At 39.7% G+C, this 14042-nt stretch carries 8 protein-coding genes; 4 read left to right on the top strand and 4 right to left on the bottom strand.

Annotated features, from left to right (window positions below; translation table 11 throughout):
* The first annotated feature begins 402 nt into the window (after positions 1-402).
* The 3 genes from modA to FY048_RS05440 are packed head-to-tail and all read left to right on the top strand — an operon-like array spanning position 403 to position 2502.
* Entirely contained in the window at positions 403-1188 is a 786-nt protein-coding gene (gene modA / locus FY048_RS05450; protein ID WP_446090437.1) for a molybdate ABC transporter substrate-binding protein, read from the top strand.
* Entirely contained in the window at positions 1185-1877 is a 693-nt protein-coding gene (gene modB / locus FY048_RS05445; RefSeq protein WP_231763335.1) for a molybdate ABC transporter permease subunit, read from the top strand. The genes modA and modB overlap by 4 nt, the downstream gene beginning before the upstream one ends.
* 4 nt (positions 1878-1881) lie before the next feature.
* Positions 1882-2502 (top strand): ATP-binding cassette domain-containing protein, encoded by a 621-nt coding sequence (locus FY048_RS05440; RefSeq protein WP_348949229.1) that lies wholly within the window; start codon positions 1882-1884, stop codon positions 2500-2502.
* 46 nt (positions 2503-2548) lie between these two features.
* Here FY048_RS05440 and FY048_RS05435 read toward each other — a convergent pair whose 3' ends face one another.
* Both FY048_RS05435 and FY048_RS05430 read right to left on the bottom strand, forming a co-directional pair.
* Positions 2549-4153 carry a PepSY-associated TM helix domain-containing protein gene (locus FY048_RS05435; RefSeq protein WP_446090436.1) on the bottom strand — a complete coding sequence of 535 codons (1605 nt, stop codon included), beginning with the start codon at positions 4151-4153 and terminating at the stop codon, positions 2549-2551.
* A 3-nt stretch (positions 4154-4156) separates the two neighbouring features.
* The gene (locus FY048_RS05430) at positions 4157-4447 is read right to left on the bottom strand and encodes a hypothetical protein (RefSeq protein WP_003651724.1); all 291 of its coding nucleotides are present in this window, start codon (positions 4445-4447) and stop codon (positions 4157-4159) included.
* Between the two features lie 400 nt (positions 4448-4847).
* Between FY048_RS05430 and FY048_RS05425 the strand changes: the two genes are divergently transcribed.
* Positions 4848-5591 carry a 4'-phosphopantetheinyl transferase family protein gene (locus FY048_RS05425; protein WP_446090435.1) on the top strand — a complete coding sequence of 248 codons (744 nt, stop codon included), beginning with the start codon at positions 4848-4850 and terminating at the stop codon, positions 5589-5591.
* Between the two features lie 42 nt (positions 5592-5633).
* On the opposite strand, the gene entS is transcribed toward FY048_RS05425, so the two are convergent.
* Positions 5634-6884 carry an enterobactin transporter EntS gene (gene entS / locus FY048_RS05420; protein WP_446090434.1) on the bottom strand — a complete coding sequence of 417 codons (1251 nt, stop codon included), beginning with the start codon at positions 6882-6884 and terminating at the stop codon, positions 5634-5636.
* Entirely contained in the window at positions 6881-14032 is a 7152-nt protein-coding gene (locus FY048_RS05415) for an amino acid adenylation domain-containing protein (protein WP_446090433.1), read from the bottom strand. The genes entS and FY048_RS05415 overlap by 4 nt, the downstream gene beginning before the upstream one ends.
* Between the last annotated feature and the right edge of the window lie 10 nt (positions 14033-14042).

Here is a 14042-nt window from a genome sequence, read left to right as displayed (position 1 = left end):
CAATTTTCAGTTACACAGATAATGGCGTCTATTCTGTACTATCGTAAAAGATGGTCGGGAATAGGCGTTTTTTATTGTGTATCCGAAATAGTGGCTGGCATAAACGACTGATCTGTTTACAGATTTTTATGGACATCGCTATGTGCTTCTTGGCATGGTGATGACCATAAAACTAATCAAGCTATTAACCGACACTAAAGGAAAATAGGTTTTAAAAATAGAGTATCTCTATAGATAAACTTTCAGCATATTGCACCAAAATGAAGTTTAAAATGAGAAATGTACCATCTACCTGCATTTAGGTCCTCTAATATTTAACTGATTTCTGCTTTTCATCATCTACGTATACCGCTATATTCTAGGATATATATCGCTGTATAAATCGATAAAAAAGGAAAAACAATGGTAAGCCCTATACAGATAAAAAAAATCGCTATAGTCAGTTCAATCATAAGTCTTGGGTTATCAATCAGCCTCTCTGTAAAGGCCGAATCGGTTACTGTTTATGCAGCAGCAAGCTTGACCAACGCGATTAACGATTTAGAAAAAATTTACGAAAAACAAAATAATATAGAAGTCAAAACTTCATATGCAGGTTCATCGACCTTAGCTAAACAAATTGAAGCTGGAGCACCAGCCGATGTATTTATCTCTGCTGATACACAGTGGATGGATTATCTACAAAACAAAAAATTAGTTGCAGCAAATGACCGTATAAATTTATTAGGTAATCGATTAGTACTGATTACACCAAAAGGACAATTATTAAAGGTTAAATTGGATAAAACTACCGATCCAAATAAAGTGTTTACAGGGAAGATTTGTACAGGGGATACCAAAAGTGTGCCTGTAGGCAAATATGCTAAACAAGCATTTACCAATTTAGGTTGGTGGGGGCGTATTGAGCCAAAGTTAGTTGAAACAGAAGATGTTCGAGCAGCTCTAAACTTTGTGGCGCATGGTGAATGTCAGGTGGGCATTGTTTATGCAACCGATGCAGCGATTAGTAAAGACGTGAAGGTAGCAGGCGTATTTCCAGAAAATACCCATTCGCCAATTATTTATCCTGTAGGGATGGTTAAAAAGAATCCGAGCTCAACAAAGTTCTATCAATTTTTACAAGGCAACCAAGCCAAAGCTGTCTTTAAAAAATATGGCTTTAGCGTGTTGGCTCAAGCAAAACCATGATGTTTTCTTTAACCCCAGAAGAACTCAGCGTTCTGCAACTTTCTTGTAAGGTTGCAGCAAGTTGTCTTGTCGTCAGTATTATTCCTGCAATTTGTGTGGGATGGTTTTTGGCGCGTAAAGAGTTTTGGGGTAAGTCATTCATTGAAACATTGGTCTTTTTACCATTGGTACTGCCCCCAGTTGTGCCGGGTTATTTGCTATTACAAGTGTTTGGAAACCGCGGCATTATTGGGCAATACTTAGCGCCTTTAGGATTAGAGTTCGCATTTAACTGGAAAGGGGCAGTTCTTGCTTCGGCAGTGATGGGTTTTCCTCTCTTGGTGCAATCAATTCGTTTAGCGATTGAGCTAGTCGATCAACGTTTAGAAATGGCAGCAAAGACATTAGGTGCCTCATCTTTAGGTGCCTTTTTTCATGTTACTTTGCCTCTTGCCAGCAGTGGTATTTTAATTGGTGCCATTTTATGTTTTTGTCGTAGTTTAGGTGAGTTTGGGGCCACCATTACTTTTGTTGGCAATATCTCTGATGAAACAAGAACCTTACCTTTGGCCATGTATAGTCTGATGCAACAACCAGATACAGAGACTGCGATTCAAAGGCTTATTGTTTTATCGTTAAGCGTGGCATTTTTAGCGCTATGGTTTGCACAGTGGTTTCATCGTTATCAAAAAAAGCGCTTAGGGCGGTAGAGTTATGTTGATTGATTGCCACTTTCAGCTACAAATGGGTCAATTTCTTATTGAACCTAGTTTCCAGTCAGATGCTTCTGTTATTGGCTTATTTGGTGCCTCTGGTTCTGGTAAAACTTCAATATTACATGCCATTGCAGGATTAAACACACCACGTAGTGGACTAATTAAGATACAGGATCAAACATGGTTTGATTCAAATCAAAAAATTAATTTGAGCACGCAAAAGCGGCATGTTGGACTGGTTTTTCAAGATGCTCAGCTTTTTCCGCATAAAACGGTAAAGCAAAACTTATTATTTGGTCTTAAGCATCTTTCCCAACAAGAACGTCATTTTGAGGCTGATTACATTATTGAATTATTAAAGTTAGAACACTTGCTACAACGTATGCCAATCAAGCTCTCAGGTGGTGAAAAACAGCGCGTGGCACTGGGTCGAGCATTGTTATATTCACCTAAGCTGTTACTACTTGATGAGCCTTTATCAGCACTAGATGCGAACCATAAAGCTGAAATTATTCCTTTTTTTCAAAAGGTAAAACAGGAAATAAAAATTCCGATGATTTATGTGAGTCATGATATTCAAGAAATTAAACAACTGACCGAAACAATGTGGATTTTATAATTTTTCATATTTCACACATTATTTCAGTCATCTTGATTTATGGTTGTTAGCTAGCCCATAAACTGCCCAGTGGAGCAGCTTTCAAGCGATCTTGGGCTTGTTGATAAAAACGCCAGAAGGCGAAAGCAAAAATGACAGCCAAGAAATCAACCAGCAAAATTTCTCCACCATGTACCCATAAACCACTTTGTGGAATGAAGTAGGCCGCAAGAGACGTAAGAGGAATCGCAAATAACACAAAAACCAAGGCCAATAGCAGTTGGGGTAAAGCTTTCGCATAGCCAATCACAAAGGTATAAACCAAGGTCAGTAGGAAAATCGCATAATAACCATACATAAAGAGGTGATTCATGCTTTCAATATTGAGTGCTGCAAAGAGCCAACGACTGACCAACATGGTGCCCACTACAGCTAAAACACATCCTAAGCACGCACCAATGGTTAAGTTCGCAAGGAACACAACATCTTTACGCTGCACGGGAACAGGATCTTCAGCACGCTTTTGCTTACGTGCACGAGTTTCAACCCAAAGAATGTTGCCTGTATAAAATAAGAAAGCTCCGCCAATACCTAAAACAAAATAGATCCAACGTACGCCTGTGCCACCAAAACTCCCAAAATGTAGGCTAAACATTGCATTGATTAACTTATTACCAGCATCAGTCTGTGTGTTAATGCCTTTATGATTAAAGTGCTCAACCGCGTAAGGATTCATGCGCATAAAGTCTTGATTCGCACCGCGTAACATCTGATCTGAACTATATAAAGCTATACGTGCATTGGCTTTTTCAGGTTTATCTAGACCACTGAACTGGATATAGTCAACTGAATATTCAGGCGCAACTTTTTTGGCTTGAGCTAATATTTGCTGCACATCAATCTGTGTTTGTTTAGGTTGGATAAGCGCAGGAGGCGAACGTTGAAAAATAGGCTGTCCTTTGAGTGCAAGTTGTCCAATCGCATCATAAAAAAAGTCATGAAAAGCAAAGACAATAACGCTAATACTAATAATGATATGGAAAGGTAGACTGGTAATTCCGATTACGTTATGTGCATCTAACCAAAAGCGCTTTTTATTCTTGCCAGGGCGAATAACAAAGTAATCTTTCACTAATGTTGGTAAAAGTATAATTACGCCTGAAAGTAAGGCAAGAAAATATAAAATTGAAACCACACCCATCACATAGAGACCCAATCCGTGATGGCCTGCCATGCCTGGTATGCCTGCTGTTTCATGCAACTGTTCTATCAGCCAGCCTGCTTTAGATAAGTTTTCTTGAGCAACAATTAACTGACCTTTGTCATCTAAGCTTGCCATCCACGCGGTCTGAGCAGTATTAAAACCATCTCCACGTTCATGTTCACTCCACGTAATGGGCGCATAGTGAAATTCATTCGACGATAAATTCAGTGTGAAATTCTTTTGCGCAGCAGGATAGGCGGTCTGTACTTTCTGAATAAGATCATTATATTGGTTGGGTGAGACTTTAGGTAAAACTTGCTGCGTTGGCGTAGCCCATTTACTAATATGGTGCTGAAACATGCTGAGGCCGCCAGCAAAAAAGCAGATAAAAAGCAAAATCCCTGCACATACACCCACCCAAGTATGCATGCTTTTTGCAAGTTTCATGATATCCGAACGTACTTTCATTGTTTAACCCCGAATTAGAAACACACAGCTATAAGCCAGTACGTTGGCAACAAATAAATAAACCATTGCTTGTCTTCCTGTCACAAAGAAATAGGTGCCAAACATAATTGGCATCCAAACCCAAGGAACACTCCACATGCCTAATTGGGCCAAAAGATCCATCGAAATATAAGGCTGACCCAATAAAACAATCAGGTTGCCAAAAGCAATGGCAAGGCTTAACCCTAGAACACCACCAGCAAAGGTTTTACTCCACCAGTCTGGCTGAATAGGAGACTGAATTTTAGCTTTCATGAAACCAGTTTCCGTTTAAAAAGCGCCACAAAAGGAAGGAACGACCATGCAAAAATGAGAAGCATGAACCAACAAAAAGCGGCAACAACTTTGGGTAAGCTGGCAAAGAGTGCAATTAATCCAATGATTAAAAACAACAGGCCTAAATACTTAAATAGAGTGGGAAGATGTTGAGATAACAGGTTTTGGTTGCTATGACTACAATAGACACTGACCGCTCCCAACAGGGTCAAAAAAAGTCCTATAAGTTTCATGATCAATATTTTTAAATAAATTAAGGGGAAAATTTATCCAACAGTATAAGTAAATAATAATTATTATCAAATGATAAATATAATTATTTATCGATATGTTACCATGCGATAAGATAGGAGATAACTCGTTAAAAATTCTTTATTTGATGTCAAATTCTGTAAGTGATTATTTATATATTCCTGAGTTTCTTTGTGGATTGATTTTCGAAATTTCTAAACCAATTTTATTTAAAATGCCGTTCTATTGTTATGGTTTAGACTTATCAAAAACACTGCATTTACATATAGATCAGCAATTAGAGCATCCCCCAAAAATTGTTCAAGCCCATCCTAAACGCCAACATGAATATTTATGTGGAAGGATATTAGCTCAAGCTGTTTTAAAACATCATTTAGATTTAGATCAGCCACTAACATCTATGCACGAACATTTGCCCATCTGGCCACCCCATGTTTTGGGTAGTATTAGTCATTCACAAAATAAGTTGATCGTTGCGCTATCTCACAATGCGATTTATTTGGGAATTGATATTGAGCACTGGGTAAGCTCTGAATTTGCTCAAGAGAGTGCACATCTTATTTTAACGCCTTCTGAACTTGAACTTTGGAAGATTAAAGCCTCTGAGTTTTTTGATTTTTCTCAATTTGTAAGCTTAATCTTTTCTGTTAAAGAAAGCTTATATAAAGCTGTATATCCTATTGCTAAACAATACATCGATTTTTTAGAAGCATCGGTAGTCGATATTGATTTTGAAAACCAAAAATTATTTTTAGTTTTTACATCAGAAATACGAAATCGCCATCAACTCTTAGAACATTATCAAGGCGGCTGGAAAGTGGAACAAGACCATATTATGACTTGGGTTTTTAAAGCTAATAGATCTGCTTGAAAACAAAAGAAGGCAACGAATTGCCTTCTTTAAAATTATGGCTTAATTTTCTTGTAATTTAGGATCTTGGAATCCTGTTTCACGCATATCTTGAGAATTGAATAAGAACATAAATCCTACCGCAAAACTTAATATGCCGAAGAAGAGAATGCTTCCTGATATTGGTAAAAACCGCGTTAAAAGTCCTAAAGTTGTGGTTGCAATCGAGTCGCCTAACGCATCTTGTGCAAGCCAGATTGCGTTAATACGTCCTAAATATTCATCAGGTGTATGTCCTTGCACAATGCTGTATTGAAGCAAGTTAGCAATCGACATCAAATATCCAAATACACACAAAATTGGTAAAGTCACGATGAGCCACGGTGAAAGTCCAATCATAATCATGCAGCTAAAAACACCTAAGCACGTATAGAGCATGACTAAGCCGGGTCGAAGTAACCTTGTTGTCCATCCACTCAATAAGGCGCCTAAAGTCGAGCCTAACGGAACGGCTGAATACATAAGTCCGAGTTCAAATGCGCCGCCGTGAAAAATTTCATCTGCCATTTGCGGAAAAATAATACGAATAGCACTGCTAAAACTCAGCAATGTTCCAATTAAAATGGTGCTACCGACTACTTTATTTTTAAAAACAAATTTAAACCCTTGAGCTAATTGGCGAAGAGGACTTTCACCATTTGATGAGTGTTGCGGTTTAAGTGCAGGCAGCCCCATTAATAAAAACACAGTAAGTAACGTACCCACCGTTGAGACCCAATACACAGTTGCAATACCACTAGCAGCAATTAAAATACCGCCGATTGCTGGTGAAATAACGGTTGCAAGACGTACTGATACCATACTAATCGCACGGGCTTGTACAATATTCTCGCGTCCTACAATCACAGGCATGATCGCCATCATTGCGGTTACACCTAGTGCACCAAAGAAACCATCCCATGCTGAGAGAAAGTAAATAGCATAGAGCGAAGGGTGCTCAAACATGGCGTTGATGGCGAGGCCTGCAAAGCCTAAACCACACACACCACGTGCCAATAAAATCAGCCATTTTCGATCTTTGCGATCTGACAGCAAACCACCAAGTAATAGGCCAATAAACATGGCTATGCCTTCAAAAGCCATTGCGACGGCAACATTTAACGAACTACCCGTAATGTCATAGACCTGTTTTGGAATAGCCACGACTAACATGCCAATGGTTAACAATGACAATGTACGGGCAATAAATACATGTCGGAAATGAGCATTACGTTTTAAAAGACTAAAGTCGGTCAATATAGATTTGAAGCTCATGGCGTGTGCTCCTCTAAACCGCGCGCCTGACAAATCATGCGGTTTAAAATCGGACCAAGTGTTTCAAGCTGCTGTGGAGACAATATATCGGTATGGTCCGCTTCGCTTAGCCGAACAATATTGAGTTTTTTAACTAAAGGTGACCATTGTTGTTCTGGTTGGATATACGGCAGCAAGTCTTTTTCAGCGACAACTAAGTGTAGTTCACCATTAAACTGCGGCATTTTATACGGTTTTAATAACCGTACCGCATCGCGATAGTTCGCAAAAATATCCTCTTGTAAGCGGCGGGTTTCTTCATTTAATGCCGTATCTGCATCGGCTAAAATATCATTGAAGAATTGAAGCTGTTCTTGTTCAGCTTCAGCATTCATTTCCTCTACCGATAAATCTAACCACTGATGAATTTCAGCAGGGTAAGTGTCTAATAAGCCGAGATAATCAACTTTTTCACCTTGTTCAGTGAGCTTCGCTGCAACTGCATAAGCCACAGTGCCGCCAAGTGAATAACCTAATAAGGTATAAGGTCCTGTTGGTTGTTGGTTGCGAATAATCTCAAGTTGTTTTTCAACCAGTTCGTCCATGTCATTGCTATTTGCCAAGAGGCCATCTGGTCGAGGTGACTGCAATCCAATAATGGGTAAGTCGGAATGCAAATAACGATTCAGCACCGTATATTGCCATGCTGAACCAGAACCGGGGTAGAAACAGAACAATGGATGCCCAGAGCCAGAACGGATTGGTAAAATTGGTTGCATGCCAGTTTGTTCAACTTCTGCCAAACGTTCTTGTGTAAGCAGTAAAGCCGCTAAACGCTGAATAGTGACATGACTCATCAATTGGCCAATTGGAATGGTCCGCTTAAATACTTTTCGGATTTCAATTGCAAGCTTCATCACCAAAATGGAATGCCCACCAATGGCAAAGAAATCTTCGTTAACACCAATATTCTGATCTGTATTTAAAATTTGCTGGAAAATACGTGTCAGTTCATGTTCAAAAGCAGTGGTGGCGTACTGTTTTTCTGTATTTGAAGGGTCAAGTTGTGGTTGCGGCAGCGCTTTACGGTCCAGCTTACCATTATGACTTAATGGAAATTGCTCGACCAACATATAGTGTGTCGGCACCATATATGCAGGAAGCTGTTTCGCCAATTGTTTCTTTAACTGGTCGATGTCCACAAGTGCAGTTGTTTGCAAGTAAGCGACCAATTGAACATCTGCTTTATTTTGCTCAGAAGAGATAGGATGTACAACCACATCAAAACCGCTGATTAAGCGTAATTGTTGTTCAATTTCACCCAGTTCAATACGTTGCCCACGTATCTTTAACTGGTCATCAGCACGGCCCACATATTGAATACTGCCGTCTGCATGCCAACGGGCAATATCACCAGTACGGTACATGCGTTGACCTGCTGCGAATGGGTTTGCCACAAAACGTGTTGCCGTTAAGTCTGCTCGATGTAAATAACCCATGGCCAATTGATGGCCTGCCAAGTAAAGTTCACCGTCCACTCCAACAGGAACAGGGCGTAAGTATTGATCTAAAATATAAAGCTGGGTATTCCAGACTGGATATCCAATCGCAACGCTACTTTCTTCTGGATGTAATCCTAGTGTTGCGTCCATATAACTCACATCTACCGCAGCTTCCGTTGGACCGTATAAGTTATGTAGCTCACAGCTAAAGTGCTCGGTAAATGATTTTGCTAAAGCCGTTGGTAATGCCTCACCACTACAGAACACTCGGCGGATTGGTAAACTTTGACGCTGAGCAGATGACAAAATTTCGGTAGCAGCATTTTCAAAAACAGCCAACATTGACGGTACAAAATGTAATGTTGTTACCTGATATTTTTGAATGAGGCTTAATAATGCCAATGGATCACGGTGTGCATCCACAGGAGCCATAACCAATCGTGCACCTACTAAATATGACCAGAAAAACTCCCATACCGAAACATCAAAAGTACATGGCGTTTTTTGCAAAATCGTATCGGTTGCTGACAGTGGATATTCTGATTGCATCCATAAAATACGGTTCACAATGGCTTGGTGAGAAACCATGACACCTTTTGGCTGGCCTGTTGTACCCGATGTATAGATTAAATATGCCGGATGCTGTGGCGTAATGACTGTCGTTTTATAGCTGCTTAAATCAACTTTTGTTTCATCAAACAATTCATTAAAAGCAAAGGTAGCTATTGATGGATGGGCAATAGGAGCTAGATCTTTTTGTTCACCAATCACAAGTTTAGATTTGGCATCCTGCAACATAAATTTGATGCGTTCAGTCGGATGTTGTAAATCAATAGGTAAATAAGCTGCACCTGCTTCAATCACCGCTAAAATCGCGATACTCAGTTTGACAGATCTTTGTAGGGCAACCGCAACAATATCTCCAGCTTGTACACCCGCGCTTTGCAATTGCTGTGCCAAAGCACAAACTTGCAAGCGCACTTCACTGAAACTGAGCTGATGATTTTCATCTGATAACGCCGTTTGTTCAGGCGTAATTCGAGCTTGTTCTCTGAGTAATTGCTGTAACGTGCTCTGGCGAACATAGTATTGAGTTTGATTTGTCTTCTGGATTAAATCGCGTTCTTCGGCCAGTTGTAAGCGATAGTGAGCTAGAGAAGTCTCTGGTTCATTTAATGCAATTTCAATCAATTGAACCATTCGCTCAAGGAAGTGTTCAGGCTGATCAATTACACCACGCTGTTCGAGTAATAGCTCAATTTGATGATCAGGAATAACTAACAAAGCAAGCGGGTAATGGCTATAACCACGATTTGTGAGTTTGGAAATCACAGCATCGCCAAGTTTTTGCTGTAAATACTGATTATCAGGGTAGTTTTCTACGACTAACAAACTATCGAAAAGATTGCCTTGTCCCACTAATTGCTGAATTGCACCCAGACCCAAACCATCATGTTCTAAATGTTCAACATGCAATTGCTGTAACTGAGTCAATTGCTCCCAAAGTGTTTGCTGCATGTTGAGCTTTACACGTACTGGAATCGTATTTAAAAACAATCCGATCTGCTGATCTAAGCCATTGATAGGTGCTGAACGCCCAGAAACAGGAGTACCAAACACAATATCTTCACGGTGAGCATAAATATTTAAAGTCATTGCCCAAATCATTTGCATGAAGACATTGAGCGTGATGCCTTGCTGGCGTAATTTGTGTTGAAGTTTCGCACCCAACTCAGCACTTAAACGATATGAAGTTTCCTGTACAGCTTGCTGTGCTTGATTAAATAAAATAAGTGGCTGTAAATCTGCTAAATCGCGTTGCCAAATTACTTTTGATGTTTCATGGTCACGTCCAGATAAAGCTTTGATTACTGTTTCATAACTATATTCAAGCACTGGCAATTGTTGATTAGTTTGCTGATAGGCTTTAATAAAGTCTTGTAAAAACAGCGGAGTGGACCAGCCATCTGTTAAAAGGTGATGCACCATAATCAATAATTCGGACTGTTCTGGAGCATGTTGAATTAAGGTTGCCCGAATTAAGCCGTAGGGTTGGTCGAGGTGAATCGGTTGCTGTAATGCTTCTTGAATGGTTTGCTCAAGCAGATCGGGAGTGACTGAGCAAAACTGAACTGGCCAAGCTTGAGTAGGATGTAATGAATAGATAAAAACAGGTTCTTCAGCTAATTCGCTATCAAAATGTCCGCCTAATTGAGGGTGACGTTTTAATAAGGTAATCAACGCTTGCTGCAAACGTACCGGATCAATGTCTCCATTTAAACTAAGACGAGTAAAAGCATTATAGTTCGATTGATTTTCTACTTGAGACAAGAACAGCATGCCTTTTTGTAAAGGAAGCAAAGGTAAAATAGTACTGTTTTTTCCATATTTTTCTTGAACTTTTTGCTCTAGGTCTGCTGAAAATAACGGTTTTGAAACGGCCGCTTGTTGTTCATCTAAACGGGTGAGTTGCGGTGCCATAGCGGCGACTGTTTTAAATTGGAATACATCACTTGGTCTTAAGCCGTAACCACGTTGGCGCAATTGAGTACAAAGCATAATAGCCGAAATACTATCGCCGCCTGTCATAAAGAAGTCGTCATCAATCCCAATGGCATCGAGCTTAAGAACAGATGCAGTAATTTGGCATAAAAGCAGTTGTTCAGGTGTTTCGGCCATTCGGCTATGGGTACGAATTTGAGGCTTTGGCAGTGCTTTTTTATCAACTTTACCACTTACATTTCGTGGAAATTCGGACATAACAGTCAGGGCAGAAGGCACCATATATTCAGGCAGATTTTGGCGTAACTGACTTAAATATTGCTGACTTAATTGCTCACTCGTTTTTTCATCAAGCTCAATGTCTTTAACCACACAATAACCGAGTAAACGATGACTGTTATTAATCGGTTCTGCAATCACGACTGCGCTTTCAACATTGGCTAAAATCGAAAGTGCATTTTCAACTTCACCAATCTCAACTCGATAACCACGAATTTTAATCTGGTCATCACAGCGCCCCATAAATTCAAGCTTACCCGCGCTATTCCAGCGGACTAAATCACCCGTACGGTACATGCGCTGTCCATGTTCAAATGGATTCGCTACAAAGCGGGCAGCACTTAAGTCAGCGCGTCCTAAATAACCATTGGCGATCCCAAAGCCAGAAATATAAAGCTCACCAATGACACCAGTTGAGCATCGTTGTAAGTGGTGATCTAGTACATAGGCCTGTGTATTACCAATAGGGTTACCAATGACAGGGCGAGCTGTCTGCTTTAATTCTGCTCGGAAAGTATCAACCGTATATTCTGTTGGCCCATATAAGTTATGTGCAAAAAGCGCTGGCTGAGCATTGAGCTGTTGCCATAAAGCTAACGGTGCAGCTTCACCACCAATCAAAATAAGGCTTGGTTGATGCTGATTTTCAGCAAATAAACCATTCGTCATCATTTGCGCACAAAAAGATGGCGGTAAATCAAGTGTATCGATTTGTCGGTGCTGAATTTCTTGTACTAAGCCAAAAGCATCACGACGCATGTTTTCATCAAAAATATGTAGCTCTTGGCCCCATAACATCCAGAAAACTTGTAACCAAGATGAGTCAAACGAGAAAGAGTGTGTATGAGCTGCACGTAACGGACGCTCAGGGAAACGCTGATTTACAACTTCTAATACTGGCCAGTAAATGGTTGGTTTATGCGACAAAATGAGGTTGAGTAAAGAACCATGTGTATTCATTACCCCTTTAGGACGACCAGTACTTCCTGAAGTAAAAATTACATAAGCAACATCTTGGAAATCAAATTTACGATTTTCGGCAGCAATATCACTCGCATCTTGCTTTCGAATTTGTGTTTGAACATCTTCATGATCAAGATATAACTGCTGAATATTTTGTGGTAATTGCTGTGCAAGTGCTTGTGTGGTTAATACAAATAATGGATTGGCATCTTCACACATCATTTGCATACGATCGATTGGATAATCTAAATCGAGAGGTAAGAAACTCGCACCAGAATTGAGTACAGATAACATCACCACAACTGAGTCAATTGAACGAGGAATAGCTCCAGCAATGACCGTTTGCTTTTTGGCTCCATTTTCTTGTAAAAAACGAGTGAGTTGATTTACTTGTACCGCAAGCTCAGCAAAACTAAGATGCTGAAGGTTTGGACGTTCACCACTCACAATTGCGGTACGTTCGGGATACTTTTTAATTTGCTCATAAAAAATATCTAGAACATTATTATATTGTTCAGGATGGCTAACACGTGGACCAATACCACTTTGAGTCAGGGTAGCAAGCTCTTGTGGTGTCGTAATATTAAAATTGCTACATGCCTGTTCTGGACGAATTAGAGCTTGTTCAAGCAATAAAGTTAGGCGTTGACCGTGGTTAAATAGCTCATCTTGTGTATAACGCTGCGAATCTGCACGTAGTTCGATAATGAGTTCATGATCTTGAACAATAAAAGAAAACTCAAAATCATCAATTGGTCCTGTAGAAATATGGTGTGTTTTGACCTTTTCACCGTCTAACACCAGATCTTGATCAAAAGCTTTATAGTTTAAAATAGGGCCGTACATTCGTTCATGAATATCGATACTATTTAAATCTCTTAAAATTTGTTCAGCATCGTATTTTTGATGCGGACGAATTTGTCGTAATTGCTCTTGTACGTGTTGAGCCAAGCTCACCCAACTGTCTTTTTCAGCAACTTTAAACTTCACAGGCAAGACATTTACGGTTGGTAAGGTTGAGCGAATCGCTTTTGAACCTAAACGACGCATGAATGGAATACCATTAACCAAATCAGCTTTATCAGTCATTTTGTAAATATAATGTAATGACAATGACATCATCATATCATTCAAAGCTAATTTAGATTGCGCAGCTAAAGCCTGAATTTGCTCTAAAATTCCTGTTGAAAAACGTAGCTGATGCTTAATAAATGTCGCTGTAGTTTTTGCCGCTAAATGATGAGTACTTAAACTAATTGGACTGGGTAAATCTTCACAATATTCCTTCCAAAAAGCTTGGTCTATTTTAAATTGATGGCTATTTTCATAAGCCTTACGCTCCGAAATAACATCATTTACGCCAATGAACGGAGAAATCGAAAGGTCTTTTTCTTCTTGTAATTGTTGATAGAGTTCAACAATACGTTTGGTCAGGTTAATCATGCTAAAGCCATCAAGCATGATGTGGTGATAACGTTGATACCAATACACTTTATCATGCGTCGTAAACAACACCTGACGGAACAGTTGAGATTCACCCGCTTTAAGTGATTTAGCACATTGACGATCTGATGGCATCCAGTCCCATAAACGTTGCTGAGCTTTTTTAGGCGTTAAATGACAAAAATCAAATTCTTCAATTTGAAACTTAACTTGTTTATTAAGCTCAATAAACGGTTGAGACGGGTCAGATGAATATGAGGCAATGACCGTATCGGCTTCATTTAAGCCGATCTGAATTGCTTTTTTGAACGTTGAGATATCGACAGTTTTTGGTAGTTCCAAGCAATGCGCAATGGTATATAAATCTTCAATTGAACTTAAATGGTCGGCAAGGAAAATCCCAAGCTGAGTAGATGCCAATTCAAAACGAGCTGGTTGAGAAAGGTCCGGAGTAAATTCATTGTTTAATGCTTGATTCATGACAATCTCC

This window comes from Acinetobacter sp. 1124_18A (genome assembly GCF_052824995.1).
This window is presented reverse-complemented; position numbering and strand designations above follow the sequence as displayed.